Below are 18,806 nucleotides of genomic sequence, written 5' to 3'. Positions count from 1 at the left end.
AAAAGAAAAATAAATAATATGATTAACAATTATAATAAAGAGGGAAAAAGTCTTCCCGTTTTAAACATTGTTGAAATTGATAAATTTGCCGATTATATAAATGATATGATTGAAAAAAGGGTTGATTAGAATTTTTAAATTAAAAAACATAATTTCAATTAAAGATTTCGAAAGAAATGACATTGAATACATCTTGGATGAAGCTTCAAAACTAGAAACCGTGGCTAAATCAAGAGAAATATCTGAAGAGTTAAAAGGTAAACTTCTTGGTTTAATGTTTTTCGAACCATCCACAAGAACAAAAATATCCTTTGAAACTTCAATGAAACGTTTGGGAGGAGACTGCATAGGTTTTGAAAACAGTGGATCAAGTTCTGTATCAAAAGGTGAGAGTATCGCAGATACTGCAAAAATGTTTGAAGGATATAGTGATGCTTTAGTTATAAGACACGAACTTGAAGGTGTGTCAAAATTTATTTCAGATATTGTTGATGTCCCAGTTATCAATGCTGGAGATGGAGCTGGTCAACACCCTACTCAAACATTATTAGATTTATATACAATTAAAAAAGAAATCGGTGAAATCGATAATTTAAAAATCGCTTTAATTGGTGATTTAAAATTCGGACGTACCGTCCATTCATTATCCAACGCTTTGGGATTATACAATAATGTGACAATATATCTAGTTTCACCACCAGAGCTAAAAATGCCTGATGAAGTGCTACATGACATGAATAAAACAAATATCACATTAAAAGAAGCTTCTTCTATTGAAGAGATTATTGATGATGTTGATGTTTTATATGTAACAAGAATCCAAAAAGAGCGTTTTGGTGATATTGATGATTATTTAAAAATAAAAGGTGCTTATATAATCAATAAAAAAATGCTTGAAGGAAAAGATGTTATTGTAATGCATCCATTGCCAAGAATTGATGAAATTGACGGTGATGTTGATAATACCAAATATAACAAGTATTACACTCAAGCAGCTAATGCTGTTCCTGTGAGAATGGCTATTTTAAAAATATTGATTAAAAACAACCCTAAATAGTGTAAAGGGTTGTTTCAAGTAATTCTTCATCACATTGAAGTTTAATAATGTTGGTTCTTCCTTTTCCACGACCACGTGAAATAGTATTTGTGGAAATAATACCTAACATTTCAAGTTCGTTGATAAAGTCAAATATTCTTCTGTAAGTAACAGCGTCTTTTTTAGAAATGTCTTTGTAAGCATCATAAAGCTTACCAGAAGTTATTTCCTCATCCTGTTTTGTTAAATTTAAAATAGATTCTAATACTCTTTGTTGTTGAAGTGGTAAAGTAGAAATGATTTCACTAACTTTATTGTGTTCAATTCTTTCTTTTGCTCTTTTTACATGATCACTTTCAACTTTTTTAGAATCTTCATCAAAAGCTAGTTCACCAGCATTTTTAAGTAAATCCAGAGCATATCTTGCATCACCTTCTTCTTTAGCAGCCATTGCTGAACATAAAGGTATTACATCACTTTCTAAAACACCATCGCAAAAAGATAATTCTGCCCTTTCAGACAATATATCAGATAGTTGATCTGCTCCATAAGGTGGAAAAACAATTTCTTTATCATTTAAACTACTGGTTACCCTTGATTTGATTAAATTTTTAAAGTCTAGGTAATTACTAATACATAAAACTGAAACATTGTCTGTTCTTGTTAATGTGTATAATATTCCATCTCCGTCTTTATCAAGTAAAATATCAATTTCGTCTAAAATAACAATTAAATGTAATTTTCTACCAAAAGCATTTGTTTTAAAAATATCTCTAAATGTGTTTACAACTTCACCTTTGGTCCAACCACGATTAGGAACATCCCGTCCAAGTTTGTTACACAATTGGGCAAGTACCTGGTATTCTGTGGTATAATCAGTGCATCTGATATATTCTACTTTAACAAAAACATTTTTCTTATTAGCAATGTCAATAAGTTGTTCACGTGCAAATTTTGATGCTGCAGTTTTACCAGTTCCTGTTTTACCGTATAAAGTTACATTAGATGGTGTCACATTATTTAAAACATCCACCCAGTATTTCGCTATCTGTCTTATTTGTTCTTCTCTGTGAACTAGTTTATCAGGTAAGAATCTATGATCTAAAGGACGTTTATCCTTGAAAATAGTATGAGTCATAGCTTCATTACTTTCTAAGTCTTCAAAAATATTTGACATATTTCCACCTTAAAAATTAAAAAAAAATATTAGTATAATTTCCAGTGTTATTATTATAAAATGTATCATAAATAAAGGTTTTTATTACAATTTCACAAATTCTTATTAAAATTGATAAATTCAAAAAAATTTATCTCATCTAAAAGATTTTAAAATACAAATAACTATTATAAAATTAATATTTATTAATATAATCAATTAAATTTCTATTAAAAAAGATTTAAAGTGAAATACATTAATTAAATTATGAAAATGAAATGGTATTATTTCAAATATAAAATAACTTTTTCAAGTGTAAATTTTAGAAAAAAACATGAATTTTACTGCCTTAAATCGCCTAAATGGCCTTGTTTTTGAAAAATTTATCATGATTTAAAACAAAGAGAGAGACATGTATTTCAAGTGAAACATATTTCATACAAAATCCGAAAATCAAGAGATGAATTTCAAGTGTAAGTGAATTGAAAAAAGAATATGAATCATTATAATGACAAAAAAAACATTTTAAAACAAATAAATAATAAAACAAAAGAAAAATAGTGGAGATAGATTTCAAGTGTTACAGATGAAATATACCTCTTCATTCTTACAAAAGCTTCGAAAACGTTATACTTGAAACGTACCTCTCCCTCTCTAGACAAACATGCTGTTTTCATTATCAGGTTTTTGCTGAGGTGATACGCTTCCGAATTTTTTGTCGATTAACCAAATACAATGTAATTTTGATTTAAATACTCTTTTTAATGTTCTAATAAATTCATTTTTTGTTAATCCATCTTCAAATATTTGATCAGTAATAATGAACTGCTGTAAAATGTTCTGGTTTACTTGAAGTTCATAATCAACCAAGAATTTATTTAAACCAAAGTTTAAATCAAGAATAAAACTTTTTTGAGTTTTTGGTTCAGCTTGTGTCATTAAGTTTATATGTTCAGGTGAAACCTGTGTAGCACAAGCAATAACGATACAGTCTTTTCCTTTTGGTTTAACAACATCCATTATATTGTCTTTTGGAAATTCAACTATAAAATGAAATTCAGCATTTTCATCATATTTCTTTTCTCTTAAGAATCCTTCGTCAACTAACCAATTTTTTATTGTTTCTTCGATTTCCATAAGCATCATCGTTTTAGTCAATTTATAATAAAATATTTATTTTTTTATTATATATAATAAAGTATGATTGATTACAATGGATTATTATTAACAAATGTTAGTAGTATTGTTTCATTTAAATTATTTTTATTTATTATATTGACATTGTTTGTATCACTTGGAATTGACATAATATTTGGTGAAATTCCAGGTAAAATTCACCCTGTTGTAATCATAGGATCAATAATTAATTTTTTTAAAAACATTTTTATTAAAATGAAGAATAAAACATCTGGATTATTCGTTGTTCTGCTGGTATTTGCTGTTGTTTCATTAATTTTATATTTAATTTATTTGATTTCATCAGTAAATCTAATATTATTATTTATAGTATTTGCAATACTTTTGTCATCTACTTATTCTGTTAATATGCTTTTACAAACAGCAGTTGACGTTAAAAACGACTTAAATGAAAGTATTGATAAAGCCAGAAAATCAGTTTCATACCTGGTTAGCAGAGACACTGATGAGTTAACAGAAAGTTTTATAGTTTCAGCTGTAATTGAAAGTCTTACAGAAAATATAACTGATTCATATGTTGCTCCTGTATTTTATTTCTTTATTTTTGCAATAATAATATTAATAAATCCAATAAATGATTATTTATATTATCTTTTATTAATTCCAGTATTATATAGAGCTTCAAATACTATGGATGCAATGCTTGGTTACCAAAATGATGAACTAAGATACATTGGTTATGTTCCAGCAAAATTGGATGATGTTTTAAATTATATTCCTGCAAGGATATCAGGTTTATTAGTTGTTGTTTCTGCATATTTGCTTAATTTGGATGGAAAAAACAGTTTTAAAGTAATGATGAGAGATGCAAGAAAATGCCCATCCCCAAATTCTGGTTACACAATGGCATCTGCAGCTGGAGCATTAAACATTCAATTAATTAAAAAGGATACATATATTTTAGGTGATGATAATAAAGTTATAATAGCTGATGACATTTCAAAAGCTGTTAAATTGTCAAAATTAACAATTATTTTATTTACAATTATTATGGTTGTTTTATTTACATTAGTATATGTGATATTATGAAAATAGCTATCATTTCTGTTTCAGATAAGGGTAAAAAATTAGCTTTAGATTTAAAGGAAAAATTAAACAATGATTCAACAATTATTAAAGCTGATTTGTATCATAAAAATGTTAAAAAGTATTTTCCAATTTTATTTGATGAATATGATGCAATAATTGCCATAATGGCTTCTGGAATATTGATTAGATCAATTGCCTCATTAATTGAATCTAAAGTTAGCGATCCTGCAATCTTAAACATTGATGATAATGGAGAATTTGTTATATCAACATTATCAGGCCATCTTGGAGGAGCAAATAAATTAACAAAGAAAGTATCCTCTTTAATTGATGCAACACCAGTTATTACAACATCCACTGATGTTAACAATAAGTTAGGAATTGATGTTTTAGCTCAAGATTTATATTTATCAATAGATAATACAAAAGAGATTTTATTTTTTAACAAAGCAATTTTAGAGGGTCGTGAGATTTTTCTTACAGTAAATCCAAATAAAAAATTTGATTATTTGTTCAATTATTTAAATAATAATACACTTGAAATCAATGTTTCAATTTACTATTCATCAAAAATGGAAATGGATGAGATTTTAGTTAGTTTAGATGACCATGAATTAATATTAAAAGAGAAAAAATTGGTTATTGGAATCGGTTGTAGACGTGGTAAAGAGTGTGAATACATTTATGAAGGATTAATGAATTCAATAAATGATTTAAATATAGATAAATCAAGAATTAACATGTTATCATCTGCTGAAATTAAAAAAGATGAAGAAGGAATTCTAAAACTATCTAAAAAGTTAAATATTCCTGTTAATTTCGTTGAACTTGACAAATTAAAATTATTTAAGTCAAATGATGTGGAAAAATCAGAATTTGTTTTTTCAAAATTTGGAATTTATGGCGTTTGTGAACCTTCAGCTTTAATTTCTGCAGGATTTGATTCAAAATTAATATATAAAAAAACGTCTTATAGTGGTGTTACAATAGCAATTGCTATTTCAAAATAAAAGAAAAAAGCTAAATTAGATTGATTCTAATTTAGAAAGAACTTCCCAAATTAAAGTTCTTGCATGAACTGGAATATTAGGGTCATTACTGATTTCATCTAATTTTCCAAGAACAGTACTTATTCTTACGGATTGATCCTGTTCATCATCTTTTAATAATTTACTAGAATCACTAGCAGCTTCTCTAATGTTACGAGGAACAGTGTTATTGTCTGCAATGTATTCTAAAATTTCACATACCTCATCAATCTGATTACTCATAATTCTCCCTCCAAAATGAATTATTAAAAACAAGTAAATAAAGTATTAAATAATATATTTGTTTACAATCACTTTAAATATTTTTTGGTAAATCAATTATATTTTTGTAGAAAAATATATATTAGTTTAAAATGCAATTATATATTATGTCAGATATAAGTAAAACAACAATAAATTTACCAGTAGAGTTAAAAAAAGAATTAAAAAAATTAGCAATTGATAATGACACTTCTTTATCAGGTTTAATCATTGAAATGATTGAAGAAGGATACGAAAAAAGAACAAATACAGTTGTTGAATCAGATGAAGATTAAACAATATCTTCTACTGAATTTAACATATAAGTAATAAATTGAGTTTTTGCAGTCTCTTCAACGAAAACTGCAAGTAATTTAGCTTCTTTTAGACAATCACTTACACAAATCACACCATGATTTTTCAAGATTAATACATCTTCATTTCCAAGTCCTTCACTGGCACTTTTAGCAAGTTCATCGGTTCCTGGTTTTTCATATTCAATATAAGAAAGATATGGAGATTTTATAGCACCGAAACCTTCGAGTCTTTTAAGTCTTTTAGATGAAAATGCAAATCCAGTTGCATATGGAGAGTGGGTATGAACAATAGCATTAACGTCAGATCTTTTTTTATATATCTCTAAGTGCATATTAACTTCAGAAGAGGGTTTACCTTTTGTTAAAATGTTACCATCAATATCAACCAAGACAATATCTTCTTCGCATAAATCTGATAATGATTTTAAAGTTGGAGTAATAGCAATTAAGTCTTTTTCATCTTTTTTAAACCTAACGCTAATATTTCCTGATTTTCCAGAAACTAATCCTTTATCATAGACTTCATTAGAAACTTCGATAATCTCAGCAATGTTTTTTTTCATCAAATAACCTCTTTTATATAAATTTTAAATGTTTATATTTTCCTTTATGAAGAACTGGTACTTCAGCAGGAGTTGGTTCAATATTATAGATTTTTTGGAATTCTGTTTGAGTCTGGAATGTACCTGAATTGATTAAATGAATTCCCTTAAATTTTTTATAAGTATTAATGTGAACGTGACCAGTGTGGAAAACATCTGGAAGTTCATCGATAACAAGATAATCTTCAAGTTCTGAAGCTAATGGAGTTCTTTCACCATAAATTGGTGCTAAATGTCTTTTTTTAAGTAATTCTTCCATTAACAAATCATTTCTTTCATGTGTAAATCCTTTAATGGCCATCACCAAATCATCAAAACTACGGCCATGGTAAATTAAGACATTTATTCCATCTAAAGATACAACACCAGGGTTTGATATAAATTCTACATTATCAAGCTGATATAATGCTTTAGCATATTCCTCAGGAACAGCTGGTTGAGGTTCAGCAACTCTAGAAGCATCGTGGTTTCCAGGAGCGATAATTATCTTAATATCACTTCTGATATTTCCTAAAAATTTAGCTGCTTCGTTGTATTGTTGTGTAATGTCTTTAATTGCTAATTCTTTTTCTTGATTTGGATATACACCGATACCATCTACAATATCTCCACCAATAATAAGATATTTAACATCTTCAGCTATTCTTCTTTGTTCTTCACTACCGTATTCACAGTTAATCCAATCTATAAATCTTGAAAATGCATCTTCTAGAAATGTTAAACTTCCAATATGAACATCAGATAAGAAAACAATTCCAAAGTCCATTTTCTTTTCAGGAACTCTTATAACACCAGGATTAATGAGTTGTTGGCCAAATGCAAAGTTAGAATCATCACTTTTATTAGCGATAACACCAATAACTTCATCCTTTACAAGTTTTTCGGCTTCAGCGAATAGTTCCTCTTTTTTATTTGAGAATAATATTGATATTGTTCCAGTATCATCTTCAAATTCAACAATTTTATGGCCGTTTTTACTTGATCTGATTTCACGAACCATTAAAATTAATGTTAAAGTGTCTTGTGAATCATCAATATCAGCTATTTTAGTGAAATTCCTGAGTTCAGGCCTTTTTTGCAAGATTGCAGATAGTTTTTCATATCTACTTTTAAAATAAGCAATTAAGTTTTCAAGTTCACCACTAGTGTAAGATTTTTTACTAGTGTCTTGCAAGATTTTAAAATCATATTTTACATTAGTTTTTTGTTCATTTCTTTTAAATGATATTTTTTCATCTTTAACAGTTTCTGAAGCTTCGAGAATCTCTTCATTAACATGTTTTTCCTTTATATCTGAATCTTTTTTGAATTCATCCATTGAAGTCTTTTTAATTTCTTTTGGTGGTGTTTTTACTTCAACTTCTTTTTTAACTTCACTATCTTCTGTTAAAGTTTTTTGAGTTTTATTTTCACCGGTTTTTTTAACACCAGTAATTTCATCAACAACATCACCACTAACAGACACCAAATCTTTTGATGTAAATTTATCGCTTTTTAACTTAACTATTAAAGATGATGCAAAATCTATAGGATTATCTGCATTAATAACAGTATTGTAAGCTTCTGGTGATAGGTTAATTCCTTTTTTTGCAAATTTTAATAAGATTTTATTTGTTGACATATCAATTAAAATTTTAAATTTCTATATTAATAAACTTTGAGAATTATTTTTTTCAATTTTGATTTTAACTTGTAAAATTCAACATGATTAGTAATGTTTATTATATATTAAAAAAAGAATTAACAGTATTATAGTAACCTATTGAAAAAATGATTGTGATAAAATGGCGAATAAAATTGTTAGAATTATCTTAATAATTGTTGTATTTATTATATTTTTTGAAGTAGGGTTAATTAGTTCATATACAATTGTAACTGCTGAACCTCCTAACGTTCCAGGATTAGTTGATATGCAAATTGAAAAAATTACTTCAATTTTCAGTCCTGAAAAAGTTAATGATGTTTTAGTTAAAGACCCAACTCCAATAAATATTTCTAATAAAAAGGATGTTGCTTTACAGCTGGAAGAGCTGTCTAAAGTTGATGGTGTTAATATTGATTCATTAAATGTCAGTACTTACGATGATACTGATAATGAAAACTTAACGGTTACTATTGAAGCTTTAGGTTATGCGTCTCCAAATTCAACATCTGGTCAAATAATTATTAGTCAAGATCCTTCATATAAGTTGATTGCCCAAGGTAATGCTGCATATAGAGGAACAGGACTAATGGTTGACACAAATACAATGGTTATAACTTCAGTATTAAAATTATATTAGTGGTTTAAATGATTAACGTAATCGGTATTGGTCAAAATAGGCAAAACATGACTTTAGGTGCCATAAAGGCTATTGAAGAATCTGATGTTATTATCGGTTATAAAAAATACATTAACCAAATTGAGGATTTAATTGCTGATAAGGAAATTATCAAAAAAGGTATGGGTGATGAGATAGCTAGGGCTGAGTTTGCTATTCAAAAAAGTAAAGAAGGCCAAACCGTATCATTAATTAGTTCTGGAGATCCAGGTGTCTTTGGAATGGCAAATGTATTATATCAGATTGTCAGCAAATATGATGATGTTGATATTAAGGTTTATCCTGGTGTATCTGCACTAAATTATGCATCAAGCCATCTTGGTGCACCTTTAAATGATTTTGCAGCAATCAGTTTAAGTAATATTTTAACTCCTTTATCTGAGATAGAAAAAAAGTTAAAGTATGCACTTGAAGCTAATTTAATTGTTGCAATATATAATCCAATTAGTAAGACACGTAAAGAACCTTTTAGAAGATTTAAAAAATGTGTTTTAGATGTTAAAGGTGAAAATGCATTAATTGGTATTGTAGATAGTGCTTATGAGCCTCCAAAAGAAACAATAGTTAAAATCAAAGATTTAACCGAAGACATTGTTAATATGTCCTGTACTTTAATTGTTGGAAACGATTTAACTTATATTCAGGAAGATAAGTTAATTACCCCAAGAGGTTATGTTATAAGGTCTAAAATTCATCCTTTATCACAAAATCATTATGAAAAATTTTTAAATGGAGAAATAGGGCATGGTCCAAATAGAGACTGTGAATTCTATCCATGTCATTGGGATGGTCAATACTGTGACTTTTGTTATTGCCCATTCTATCCTTGCGGAGATTCTTCAACTGGAGGGGAATGGATTAAAGGCAAAGGTGTTTGGAATTGTAAAGATTGCATGTGGTTACATGAAAAAGAAGCAGTTGAATGCTTAAGAGAGCCTTTGGAAAACATTTTAGAAGAAGTTGAAGATTTAAAAACAAAGAAAAAAACATTGTTGAAGATGAGAAGAGCATGTTTGTTAAAGAATAATCCAAATGATTTGTAAGAGGTAATTTAATTGTCAATCAAAAACCTTTTAATTGAAATGAAAAATTTGTCGGAACTCATGGTAGATTTAGCCTATTCGGCTGTTTTATTTAATAGTAAAGCTGCAGCTGAAGAAGTTATAGAACTTGAAAATAAAGTTAATGCAATGAATTACGAAATCAAGAAAGAATCATTGGTTGCTGCACGGTCTTATGAAGATGCAGAAAAATTAACCGCTTTACTTGAAATTGCAGAAGCTGCTGAAAGTATAGCAAATGCAGCAAAAGATTTAGCTGATTTAGTGATTACTGGATTTAAGCCACATCCAGTATTTAAAATGGTTATGGAAGAATCAGATAAAAGCATTGTTAGAGTTACAATTGACGAGTCATCTGAACTTGCAAATAATACTTTAGGAGATTTGCTTTTAGTAAACCGTACAGGTATGAGAGTAATTGCTATTAGAAGAGGTATATCTTGGATTTATGGTCCAGATAAACATACTACACTTTTAGCTAATGATACATTAATTTTAAAAGGAACAGAAGCTGGTGCTGAGTTATTAGAAAAACTTGCAACAGGGGCCTGTTCATTAGATGATATTCCAGAAGAATTAGATGAAGATTAAATTAGAGTGATAAAAATGATTGGGGGTAGTGATTTTTATGAAGGAAAAAAATCCGCAGAAGAAGATTCGCAGTTCACTATCCGCATCAGCAATCTCTGATTTTTATAATGTTCATAAATTTACAATTAAAGAAGGTTTAATTGCTCTTTTTATTTGTGCTGTTGGAGATTTAATCGCAGGTATAATTTTAGGCAAAATGACATTTTTCCTCGAAACATTTCCAGGACTTTTGGTTATAATTCCTGGAGCAATTGGAATGAGGGGAAATATATTCGGTTCTTTTGCATCAAGGTTGTCAACAAACCTTCACATTGGTTTAATAGCACCTGAATTTGAATTTTCAGAACAATTAAATTACAATATATTCTCATCATTTGTTTTAACATTGGTTCTATCAATATTTTTAGGAATAGTGGCTAAGATATTCTGTCTTTTGCTACACTATCCATCAATGTCAATAATTGATTTTATATTGATTTGTACAATAGCAGGTATTATTTCAAATTTAATCATGCTTCCAATTACAATGATAGTTTCATTTAAAAGCTTTAAACATGGTTGGGATCCTGATAATATTACAAGTCCAATTATAGCTGCTTTTGGAGATTTATTTACTCTACCAGCTATTATTTTATCAACTTTTATTCTAAATTATTTAGATATAAATATCCTAGTTAAAGATGTGGTTCTTGTAATTTTATTAATTGCTGTTTTAATAAGTTTTATTTATTGTTATAGGTTATCTGATGAAACAAAAACTATTTTAAGACAATCTACACCAATTTTACTTTTATGCTCCTTTTTAGGAGGTTCTGCTGGTGGAATCCTAAACAGTTCTGTTGAAACATTACTAACAAATCCAAGTCTATTAACTTTAATTCCTCTATTTTCAGGTGAAAGTGGAAGTTTAATTAGTATTTTAGGAGCTAGATTATCTTCAGGCCTTCACTCTGGTTTAATTGAACCATTAAGAAAACCTAAAGGAAATACAATTCATAACTTTATCATTTGCTTTATTTTAGCAATTATTGTATTCCCATTCATTGGATTTTTAGCTGAATCATCATCAATTGCACTTGGAACTATTGGAGTTGGTTTTGATAAAATTATATCAATTAGTTTAGTATCAGGACTAATCTTAGTTACAATAATGGTAATTCTTGTTTATTATGTTTCAATTACTTCATACAATAAGAATTTAGATCCAGATAATATTGTTATTCCAATTTCAACCAGTATCACAGATTCAATTTCAAGTTTGGTTTTAATTTCAATATCCCTACTTTTATTGGGTGTTTTGATTTAAAATCCTGCTTTTAATATGAATTTACATTCATTTATGGTAAAATAATCGTAATTTAAGTAATTTTTATCAAAATTTTTTGGAATGGAGACTATAACGGCCTTGGGATGTATTTTATCAATGTGAATAAATACTATTTCACTTGTATCTTTGTGGAAATCTATTTTATCATTAAGATAAATTGTTTTTGAGTAGGGTGCAATCCAATCTTCTTCGCCTTTATCTTGTGTTGTATCTATAAAGTAGTTTAAGTCTTCATTATCTTCTATTATTAGATAATAATCTGAATTTTTTAAATTTCCTTTAAAGATTTTAAAGTAATTACAGCCATTCATTTCTTGATTATGATTGTGATTACATTTTCCAGGATTTTGAAAGTCCTTTATAACATATTTTTTAAAAAAATCACATTTAACAAGTCTATTTACTGTATAAATGTTATTTGAAGAGGTATCTTCACCTATTTTTACACTTGAAATACTGCTCTTTAGTGGGGATAACTCCATAGACGATTTTAGTTTTAAGTTGAATAATTTATCAAAGACCAATTTTTTATAGTTCTTTCCTAAAACCATAAATTTTAAATAAGACACACTATTCGGCATAACTTCCCCGTTTTCATTTATAATTGCAAGGCCAGGTGTTCCTTTTTCATATTCCTCCCAGTTTTCTGGATTTCCGGGATTATTTATTAAATTATCAACTACTTCAGAACTTAGTATTTCAAAGTGTTGTGTTTCTTGTGTTTTTGTAACTTTACCTGTCATATCTTCACTAAATGTTAGAACAGCTCCAATTATCATTAATAAAATTATTAATATTATTCCTATTTCAATAAGTTTCATTTTCTATCAGTCCGTATTTTTTCCTATGGGAACTGTCTAAAATTAGACTATTCCAATCGTTTTCATCAATTTTTTGACCATTATAGTGGTCGCTAAAGACAACATGGTCAGAACAAGATAAAGATTCATTTTTAAGAGGGGTGTGAGTTTGAATAAATACTTCAAATCCATAGTGTGGACATTTCCCATCTCCTTCTAGGCGGCATAAATAACAACTTCCATCAGCACTTTCATGAAAGTAACCATTTTTAAGGCAGTCTTTTAAAACACCAGGATCTCCATGATGAGTATAAGGGTCATATGGACATTTTTTTATTATAAGTGGTGCTGTGGCTTCAATATAAGATTCAGGCGATTTTAAATTGTGTAAAACCATATATCCCGCTAAAGCAGTTCCGTAATGATATTTATTACCATAGGTTAAGATTCCAGATGCTACGGTTAGTTTGGCTATTGGAAGAGGATCTCTTAGGCCTTCAACAGAAACTAGCTTTTCTACAATATCAGAGTAACTTTCATCATCTTTTTGAATATTTAATTTAACTTTAAAAAGCAAATTCCAAGGTGAATCACTATTTTCAACAGATAAAACCTCAGATGTAATTTTAACATCGTATTTTTTTTCATATTCGACGTTTATTTCTTTTAAATGATTGTCTAGTTTATTTTTTATTTCTTTTTCACTGTTAAAAATAGGCCATCCGTCAAAAGCTTTTTGTGTTACTTCAGCAAGTGATTCTCTTTCAACAATTTCTAAGTTTTTAGAGTAATCTTCAACAATATATTTAAAATTATCATTTGATTGAAAGTCAATATTTCCATGTTCAATGTAATTTAATGTAGTTACAATAAAAATACAGAGTAATAGCAATACTACAATTAAAATTGCAGTACTACCTATGATTATATTTCCTTTAGAGTCGATTTTCATTTTTAAAAATTTGACATGTAATTTATAAATTTATTTTGCAAGTGCGACTTTGTGATTTTGCACAAAAACATATTACTATTTTTGAAAATTCAAAAAAAATAGTAATAAAAAAAATAGTTATTTATATTATTGTCAATAAATTATACTTATTAAAAATATATGGAGGATTAACATGTCAGATACTGTAAGAACATGGCGTCATATTCAACAAAGATATAATTTAATTGGTTCTAAATGTACCACATGTGGTGAGTTATTCTTCCCATCACGTGTAGTTTGTCCTAATTGTAGGAGAAAAGGTAATCTCGAACCATTCCAATTTTCAGGAAAAGGAAAAATATATACTTATTCTGTAATTAGATCCGCACCAGATGATTTTAAAAAATCAGCTCCATATGCTGTAGCTGTAATCGAACTCGAAGAAGGTGCAAAATTAACTTCACAACTTGTAGATTGTGATGTTGAATCACTTGAAATCGGTGACGATGTAGAAATGGTATTCAGAAAAATTAGAGAGGATGGAAAAGACGGAGTTATCTCTTATGGATACAAATTCAAAGTTATCAAATAATACTGCTGTAATTCTTGTAAGTCATGGAAGTACATTACCTTTCGCTGAAGAAGTATTTACAGAAATAAAAGAAAAGTTCATAAATAAATCAGGCCTTGCAGCTGAAATAGGTTACATGAAAGTTTCCAAACCTACTATTGCTGGTGCTGTTGAAATTTTAAAAGAAGAAGTCGATGATTTGAATAAAATTATTGCGCTTCCAGTATTTTTAGCTCCAGGTATTCATACAAATATTGATATTCCAACTTTACTTGGATTAGAACCATTAGAAATTGATCCAAGATGTCCTGATGGAAATTATCCAGCTGAACACTACTTATCAATAGCCGATGATGTTGATTTTGATGGTGAAATTGAGCTATTAAGTTCAATTGGGCCTCGTGATGAACTTTTAGATATTATTGATAAAAGAATTTCAGAAGCTTTATCAGAGTCCGAATTAGACGACGATGCAAAGACTGGAATTTTACTTGTTACCCATGGTTCTAGATTGAATTATAATAAAGAATTTGCAACTGAATTATATGATAAATTTGAAAAAACTTGCAGTTTACCTTCAAGTTTTGGATTTATGGAGTTATGTGGTCCTAGCATCCCGGAATCTATCAATAAATTAGCGGATGAGAATGATATTGATAGATTAGTTGTTGTTCCAGTGTTTATTGCTCCAGGAATGCATACAACACATGATATTCCGCATATTTTAGGATTCCTTGAAGATCACGAACATGAGCACTCACATGACCATGGAGATCATGACCATGTACATGACCTAACTCCTGTGGATTTTGATGGAGAAATTCTCTATCCTGAACCTATTAAAGCAGATGATATTTTAATCGATATTTTAATTGACATGGTAAATGAAAAATTATAATTTTTCATATATTTTTTTGAAAAATTTTTTAATCAAGATTACTTAAAGAAATTTAATATAAAACTTATAATTGGTGTTAAATATGGCTGATAAAAAAACCGGAATTTTATTATTATCACATGGTTCTAGATTGGACGATGGTGAAGATGTTATTAAAGCTTATAAAGAAATGTATTTAGAAGAATTTCCAGATGCTATCGTGGAATACGGTTTTATGGAAATAAGAAAGCCGGGTATTCCTGAAACAATTAAAAAATTAACATCTGAAAATGATTTAGATAAGATAATTGTTGTACCTGTGTTTGTAGCTCATGGACTTCATACTAAAAGGGATATTCCACAATTACTTGGTATTGAAAGTGATTTTGAGGAAGATGACCATGGTCATCATCACCACCATCATCACGGGCATCATCATCACCACCATCATGACCACGATGATGAGGAAGTTGAATTTGATGGTGAAATCATTTTAACTGACCCTCTCGGTATTGACAAACGTATGTATGAAATTATTAAAGACAGAGTTTCAGATTACTTATAATCTGAACACTTTTCTACTTTTTTTGTTAAGATTTATTTATTTTAAAATTTATATTAATATTCATGACTCTTAAAGTCTCTGATATTGGTGAAAAAGAATTAGTTAAATACATTATTGCTAATTCTAAAGATATTACTCCGGATGATACAGCAATAACAGAGTTTAATTCAACAAATTTGATTTCAACATGTGACATGCTTATTCAGTCAAGACATTTTCCGGATAATATGTCTTATTTTGACATGGGTTTTAAAGCTGTAACCGTTAATGTAAGTGATCTTGCAGCAATGGGAGCTAAACCTTTAGGATTTTTATTGTCAATTGCTATTTCTAAGGATTTAAAATTAGATTCATTTAAAGAAATACTTGATGGTGTTTTAAAAGCTTGCGAATATTATTCAATTCCCTTAATTGGTGGTGACACCAACGAAGCTTCAGAGATTATCATATCCGGAACAGCATTGGGATGTAGTGATAAGCCATTAATGAAGGATACCTATAATGAAGGTGATTTGATAGCCATTACTGGTGATATTGGCCTTGCAGCTTTAGGCTTCAAGTTAGATGTCTTAGATAATATTTATGTTAAAAAAGCCCTAAAGCCAAAAGCAAGACTTAAAGAAGGTATTGTTTTAAAAGATTTTGCCACATCCGCAACCGATATTACAGATGGACTTGCAAGTGAGTTATATGGGATAAAAAAAGAAGGCTTTGGATTCATGATTCATGAAGATATGCTTGAAATTTCTGATGAATATAAACAGCTTGCAGAAGATTTAGACTTAGATTATCTTGATTTAATTTTACATGTTGGGGAAGATTTTGAATTACTTTTTACAATATCAAAAGAGAATTTAGGAAAATTACCAATTGATTGTAGGGTAATTGGCGAGGTAACAGACTCTGATGTTGTTGAGATTAATTTGGAAAATGGTTTTGTTGTAAATATCAAAAATAAGGGCTATGAGCATTATGTTAGTGACTAATGACCTTTATAAAAAAAGTTCTAAAACACGAAAAGTGAGATGTGAGATTTGTGCTAATTATTGTAAAATAGCCGATGGATATTTTGGAGTTTGTCGCCAACACAAAAACATCAATGGTGAATTGTTTGATGAATCTTACGGGTTAGTGTCATCTTTAAGTCCAGATCCAATTGAAAAAAAGCCACTGCATCATTTTTTACCTAGGACTTTTACATACTCAATTGGTGGTTTTGGGTGTAACATGACATGTTTGCACTGCCAGAACTACATGATATCCCAAGAATATGATAAATATTCTAGAGGTATTAAAATAACACCAGAAGCGATTGTGGAAAATGCACTTAACTATAATTGCAAGTCAATTGCTTGGACCTATAATGAACCTACGATACACTTACCTTTCAACAAAAAAACTTCTCTACTTGCAAGGCAAAAAAACTTGAAAGTCATTTATGTCAGTAATGGTTACTTTTCAGACAAATCTATTGTGGAAGTTTTAGGATTTGTCGATGCATTCAATATAGACTTGAAGTCGATGTCTAGTGATTTTTATAAAAAGGTCTGCGGTGCAGATTTGGATGTTATCTTAGATAATTTAAAAAGGATTCACACAGAAGGAAAACATTTGGAAATTACAAATTTAATAATCAATGATTATAATGATTCAATTGATGAGATAAGTGAGTTATGTGATTTTGTTGTAAATGAACTGGGTCCTGAAGTACCGCTTCATTTTTCAAGAGCATTTCCTTATTATAAAATGAATGATATATCACCAACAAAACCTGAAATATTATATAAAGCACGTGAAATAGCTATTAAAAAAGGAATTAAGAATGTGCATTTGGGTAATATTTAATATAATGATTTAAAAAAAGAAGTTAAAAGTTAGTTTATTCGGAAAAACTAACTCTTTCGAATTTTTCAATTGTGTGAAGTGATTTTGTTGCATCCACACCAATTTTAGTGGTTGTTCCATCACTTTCAGCTACAGGATCAAGAGAAGAACCACGTACATTTGGAACAATCATAATGTCTCTGTCACCTTTAACACGTGTAGCTATTGCATATTCAACATCTTCAGCGTCAAATACATCAACATCAGTATCTACAACTGTACAGTGTTTAAGTGAAGGGTGTGCAGATAATGCGGCCATTATAGCGTTTTTACCATCCCCTTCAGTTTGTTTTCTAATGGAAACAACTGCATGTAACCAACAACAACCACCTTCGGTTAAAACGACATTTTCAACTGTAGGCACTGCATTTTTTACAGCTTTAAATATTCTTGGCTCCTGTGGAAGGCCTTGTAATAATTTATGTTCAAATCCTGCAGGTAAAATTGCATGATAATATGGATTATCTTTTTTAATATGCATTTTTTCTAGGTTAATGATTGGTTGGTCACGTATAATATCATAAGTATCAGTTAAATCGACAAATGGACCTTCAGCAACAGTTTCACTTACAGAAATTTTACCTTCCAAGATGATATCTGCTTGAGGAACTTCCAAATCACCGCATTTAATTAACTCTAAGTTTCCATCTTTAAATGCATTTGCAACGTCCATTTCATTGTAGTCAATTGGTATTGAGGTTGTACTTGCAAGTAAAATTGCAGGGTCCATTCCAATGGCAATTGCAATGTCTAGGTCTTTTCCCTGTTTTTGGGCATTTTGGAAATAGGTATAGAGGTTTCTTGGAACAATTCTAATTACAAGTCTTTTGTTGTCAAGTACCATCATCCTGTGAATTGAAGCGTTTTGAATTCCGGTTTCAGGGTCACGTGCAAAGACAACACCAGCGGTAATGTAAGCTCCACCATCTCTTGTATAATGGGTTAATATAGGAATTTTATCTAAATCAATATCTAAATTATCATAATCTGAAAAATCAGTAAATTTATCTACTTTTATAGGATTTTCCATTCCATTAATGATTTTCTGGGTTATTTCAGAAACTTCACAGTTAATTGATTTAGCTATTTTATCCCTTGTATTACAAATCCCAGAAATAACAGGCATATCAAATCCTTTCACGTTTTTAATAATTACAGTATCTTTAGGATATTTTCTTAATACTTTAGCTACTTCAAATTCGCTTGAAAGTTCTTCAGTAATTTCGATTATATTTTCATCGTTAATGTTCAT

Annotated in this window: 21 protein-coding genes; 13 read left to right on the top strand and 8 right to left on the bottom strand. The window is 29.1% G+C overall.

Going from position 1 to position 18,806, the window contains the following annotated elements:
* Positions 1-121: 121 nt before the first annotated feature.
* A complete protein-coding gene (gene pyrB, locus ACKI32_RS03005; RefSeq protein WP_407413354.1) occupies positions 122-1,057 on the top strand; it encodes an aspartate carbamoyltransferase in 936 nt (311 codons plus the stop codon).
* On the opposite strand, the gene ACKI32_RS03000 is transcribed toward pyrB, so the two are convergent.
* Both ACKI32_RS03000 and ACKI32_RS02995 read right to left on the bottom strand, forming a co-directional pair.
* Positions 1,050-2,213, bottom strand: a complete 1,164-nt coding sequence (locus ACKI32_RS03000) for a Cdc6/Cdc18 family protein (RefSeq protein ID WP_407413348.1) — start codon at positions 2,211-2,213, stop codon at positions 1,050-1,052. The two genes, pyrB and ACKI32_RS03000, sit on opposite strands and share 8 nt — an antisense overlap.
* A gap of 633 nt (positions 2,214-2,846) precedes the next feature.
* A complete protein-coding gene (locus tag ACKI32_RS02995) occupies positions 2,847-3,329 on the bottom strand; it encodes a DUF2299 domain-containing protein (RefSeq protein ID WP_407413346.1) in 483 nt (160 codons plus the stop codon).
* A gap of 63 nt (positions 3,330-3,392) precedes the next feature.
* Between ACKI32_RS02995 and ACKI32_RS02990 the strand changes: the two genes are divergently transcribed.
* Positions 3,393-4,418 carry a cobalamin biosynthesis protein gene (locus ACKI32_RS02990; RefSeq protein WP_407413344.1) on the top strand — a complete coding sequence of 342 codons (1,026 nt, stop codon included), beginning with the start codon at positions 3,393-3,395 and terminating at the stop codon, positions 4,416-4,418.
* Positions 4,415-5,428: a cobalt-precorrin 5A hydrolase gene (locus ACKI32_RS02985; RefSeq protein ID WP_407413342.1), complete on the top strand. Its 1,014-nt coding sequence runs from the start codon at positions 4,415-4,417 to the stop codon at positions 5,426-5,428. Before ACKI32_RS02990 ends, ACKI32_RS02985 begins: the two co-directional genes overlap by 4 nt.
* Positions 5,429-5,443: 15 nt before the next feature.
* Here ACKI32_RS02985 and ACKI32_RS02980 read toward each other — a convergent pair whose 3' ends face one another.
* Positions 5,444-5,689: a UPF0147 family protein gene (locus ACKI32_RS02980; RefSeq protein WP_407413340.1), complete on the bottom strand. Its 246-nt coding sequence runs from the start codon at positions 5,687-5,689 to the stop codon at positions 5,444-5,446.
* A 146-nt stretch (positions 5,690-5,835) separates the two neighbouring features.
* Between ACKI32_RS02980 and ACKI32_RS02975 the strand changes: the two genes are divergently transcribed.
* Positions 5,836-6,003 (top strand): CopG family transcriptional regulator, encoded by a 168-nt coding sequence (locus tag ACKI32_RS02975; RefSeq protein WP_407413338.1) that lies wholly within the window; start codon positions 5,836-5,838, stop codon positions 6,001-6,003.
* On the opposite strand, the gene ACKI32_RS02970 is transcribed toward ACKI32_RS02975, so the two are convergent.
* Together ACKI32_RS02970 and ACKI32_RS02965 are read right to left on the bottom strand one after the other, a co-directional pair.
* A complete protein-coding gene (locus tag ACKI32_RS02970; protein ID WP_407413336.1) occupies positions 6,000-6,587 on the bottom strand; it encodes a class II aldolase/adducin family protein in 588 nt (195 codons plus the stop codon). The two genes, ACKI32_RS02975 and ACKI32_RS02970, sit on opposite strands and share 4 nt — an antisense overlap.
* A 13-nt stretch (positions 6,588-6,600) precedes the next feature.
* Positions 6,601-8,247: a DNA-directed DNA polymerase II small subunit gene (locus tag ACKI32_RS02965; protein WP_407413334.1), complete on the bottom strand. Its 1,647-nt coding sequence runs from the start codon at positions 8,245-8,247 to the stop codon at positions 6,601-6,603.
* Between the two features lie 163 nt (positions 8,248-8,410).
* Between ACKI32_RS02965 and ACKI32_RS02960 the strand changes: the two genes are divergently transcribed.
* The 4 genes from ACKI32_RS02960 to ACKI32_RS02945 are packed head-to-tail and all read left to right on the top strand — an operon-like array spanning position 8,411 to position 11,905.
* Positions 8,411-8,908: a hypothetical protein gene (locus ACKI32_RS02960; RefSeq protein WP_407413332.1), complete on the top strand. Its 498-nt coding sequence runs from the start codon at positions 8,411-8,413 to the stop codon at positions 8,906-8,908.
* An 8-nt stretch (positions 8,909-8,916) separates the two neighbouring features.
* Positions 8,917-9,990 carry a precorrin-3B C(17)-methyltransferase gene (gene cobJ / locus ACKI32_RS02955; RefSeq protein ID WP_407413330.1) on the top strand — a complete coding sequence of 358 codons (1,074 nt, stop codon included), beginning with the start codon at positions 8,917-8,919 and terminating at the stop codon, positions 9,988-9,990.
* A 12-nt stretch (positions 9,991-10,002) separates the two neighbouring features.
* Complete coding sequence (locus tag ACKI32_RS02950) at positions 10,003-10,599, top strand: potassium channel family protein (protein WP_407413328.1); 597 nt, start codon at positions 10,003-10,005, stop codon at positions 10,597-10,599.
* A gap of 37 nt (positions 10,600-10,636) precedes the next feature.
* A complete protein-coding gene (locus tag ACKI32_RS02945; protein ID WP_407413326.1) occupies positions 10,637-11,905 on the top strand; it encodes a magnesium transporter in 1,269 nt (422 codons plus the stop codon).
* Here ACKI32_RS02945 and ACKI32_RS02940 read toward each other — a convergent pair.
* Both ACKI32_RS02940 and ACKI32_RS02935 read right to left on the bottom strand, forming a co-directional pair.
* Entirely contained in the window at positions 11,902-12,747 is an 846-nt protein-coding gene (locus tag ACKI32_RS02940) for a hypothetical protein (protein ID WP_407413324.1), read from the bottom strand. The two genes, ACKI32_RS02945 and ACKI32_RS02940, sit on opposite strands and share 4 nt — an antisense overlap.
* Complete coding sequence (locus ACKI32_RS02935) at positions 12,734-13,678, bottom strand: hypothetical protein (protein WP_407413322.1); 945 nt, start codon at positions 13,676-13,678, stop codon at positions 12,734-12,736. Before ACKI32_RS02935 ends, ACKI32_RS02940 begins: the two co-directional genes overlap by 14 nt.
* A gap of 172 nt (positions 13,679-13,850) precedes the next feature.
* On the opposite strand from ACKI32_RS02935, the gene ACKI32_RS02930 reads away from it, so the two are divergent.
* The 5 genes from ACKI32_RS02930 (at position 13,851) to amrS (ending at position 17,515) form a co-directional block, all read left to right on the top strand.
* The gene (locus ACKI32_RS02930) at positions 13,851-14,249 is read left to right on the top strand and encodes a Zn-ribbon domain-containing OB-fold protein (protein ID WP_407413320.1); all 399 of its coding nucleotides are present in this window, start codon (positions 13,851-13,853) and stop codon (positions 14,247-14,249) included.
* On the top strand, positions 14,221-15,126 hold the full coding sequence (gene cfbA / locus ACKI32_RS02925; RefSeq protein ID WP_407413318.1) for a sirohydrochlorin nickelochelatase: 906 nt from the start codon (positions 14,221-14,223) through the stop codon (positions 15,124-15,126). Before ACKI32_RS02930 ends, cfbA (ACKI32_RS02925) begins: the two co-directional genes overlap by 29 nt.
* 82 nt (positions 15,127-15,208) lie before the next feature.
* Positions 15,209-15,670, top strand: a complete 462-nt coding sequence (gene cfbA, locus ACKI32_RS02920) for a sirohydrochlorin nickelochelatase (protein WP_407413316.1) — start codon at positions 15,209-15,211, stop codon at positions 15,668-15,670.
* Between the two features lie 62 nt (positions 15,671-15,732).
* On the top strand, positions 15,733-16,656 hold the full coding sequence (gene thiL, locus ACKI32_RS02915; protein ID WP_407413314.1) for a thiamine-phosphate kinase: 924 nt from the start codon (positions 15,733-15,735) through the stop codon (positions 16,654-16,656).
* Positions 16,643-17,515: an AmmeMemoRadiSam system radical SAM enzyme gene (gene amrS, locus ACKI32_RS02910; protein ID WP_407413352.1), complete on the top strand. Its 873-nt coding sequence runs from the start codon at positions 16,643-16,645 to the stop codon at positions 17,513-17,515. The genes thiL and amrS overlap by 14 nt, the downstream gene beginning before the upstream one ends.
* A 34-nt stretch (positions 17,516-17,549) precedes the next feature.
* Here amrS and ACKI32_RS02905 read toward each other — a convergent pair whose 3' ends face one another.
* Positions 17,550-18,806, bottom strand: a complete 1,257-nt coding sequence (locus ACKI32_RS02905; RefSeq protein ID WP_407413312.1) for a UbiD family decarboxylase — start codon at positions 18,804-18,806, stop codon at positions 17,550-17,552.

Source organism: Methanobrevibacter sp. (assembly GCF_045611865.1).
Lineage (GTDB): Archaea > Methanobacteriota > Methanobacteria > Methanobacteriales > Methanobacteriaceae > Methanocatella.
The sequence above is the reverse complement of the archived record's forward strand: the minus strand, read 5'-3'. Positions and strand labels throughout refer to the sequence as shown.

Bases quoted from the DNA above. Each gene is read 5' to 3' on its own strand.
- ACKI32_RS03000 (WP_407413348.1), bottom strand. From the start codon at position 2,213: ATGTCAAATATTTTTGAAGACTTAGAAAGTAATGAAGCTATGACTCAT.
- ACKI32_RS02995 (WP_407413346.1), bottom strand. From the start codon at position 3,329: ATGGAAATCGAAGAAACAATAAAAAATTGGTTAGTTGACGAAGGATTC.
- ACKI32_RS02990 (WP_407413344.1), top strand. From the start codon at position 3,393: ATGATTGATTACAATGGATTATTATTAACAAATGTTAGTAGTATTGTT.
- ACKI32_RS02985 (WP_407413342.1), top strand. From the start codon at position 4,415: ATGAAAATAGCTATCATTTCTGTTTCAGATAAGGGTAAAAAATTAGCT.
- ACKI32_RS02980 (WP_407413340.1), bottom strand. From the start codon at position 5,689: ATGAGTAATCAGATTGATGAGGTATGTGAAATTTTAGAATACATTGCA.
- ACKI32_RS02975 (WP_407413338.1), top strand. From the start codon at position 5,836: ATGTCAGATATAAGTAAAACAACAATAAATTTACCAGTAGAGTTAAAA.
- ACKI32_RS02970 (WP_407413336.1), bottom strand. From the start codon at position 6,587: ATGAAAAAAAACATTGCTGAGATTATCGAAGTTTCTAATGAAGTCTAT.
- ACKI32_RS02965 (WP_407413334.1), bottom strand. From the start codon at position 8,247: ATGTCAACAAATAAAATCTTATTAAAATTTGCAAAAAAAGGAATTAAC.
- ACKI32_RS02960 (WP_407413332.1), top strand. From the start codon at position 8,411: ATGGCGAATAAAATTGTTAGAATTATCTTAATAATTGTTGTATTTATT.
- cobJ (WP_407413330.1), top strand. From the start codon at position 8,917: ATGATTAACGTAATCGGTATTGGTCAAAATAGGCAAAACATGACTTTA.
- ACKI32_RS02945 (WP_407413326.1), top strand. From the start codon at position 10,637: ATGAAGGAAAAAAATCCGCAGAAGAAGATTCGCAGTTCACTATCCGCA.
- ACKI32_RS02940 (WP_407413324.1), bottom strand. From the start codon at position 12,747: ATGAAACTTATTGAAATAGGAATAATATTAATAATTTTATTAATGATA.
- ACKI32_RS02935 (WP_407413322.1), bottom strand. From the start codon at position 13,678: ATGAAAATCGACTCTAAAGGAAATATAATCATAGGTAGTACTGCAATT.
- ACKI32_RS02930 (WP_407413320.1), top strand. From the start codon at position 13,851: ATGTCAGATACTGTAAGAACATGGCGTCATATTCAACAAAGATATAAT.
- cfbA (WP_407413318.1), top strand. From the start codon at position 14,221: ATGGATACAAATTCAAAGTTATCAAATAATACTGCTGTAATTCTTGTA.
- cfbA (WP_407413316.1), top strand. From the start codon at position 15,209: ATGGCTGATAAAAAAACCGGAATTTTATTATTATCACATGGTTCTAGA.
- thiL (WP_407413314.1), top strand. From the start codon at position 15,733: ATGACTCTTAAAGTCTCTGATATTGGTGAAAAAGAATTAGTTAAATAC.
- amrS (WP_407413352.1), top strand. From the start codon at position 16,643: ATGTTAGTGACTAATGACCTTTATAAAAAAAGTTCTAAAACACGAAAA.
- ACKI32_RS02905 (WP_407413312.1), bottom strand. From the start codon at position 18,806: ATGAACATTAACGATGAAAATATAATCGAAATTACTGAAGAACTTTCA.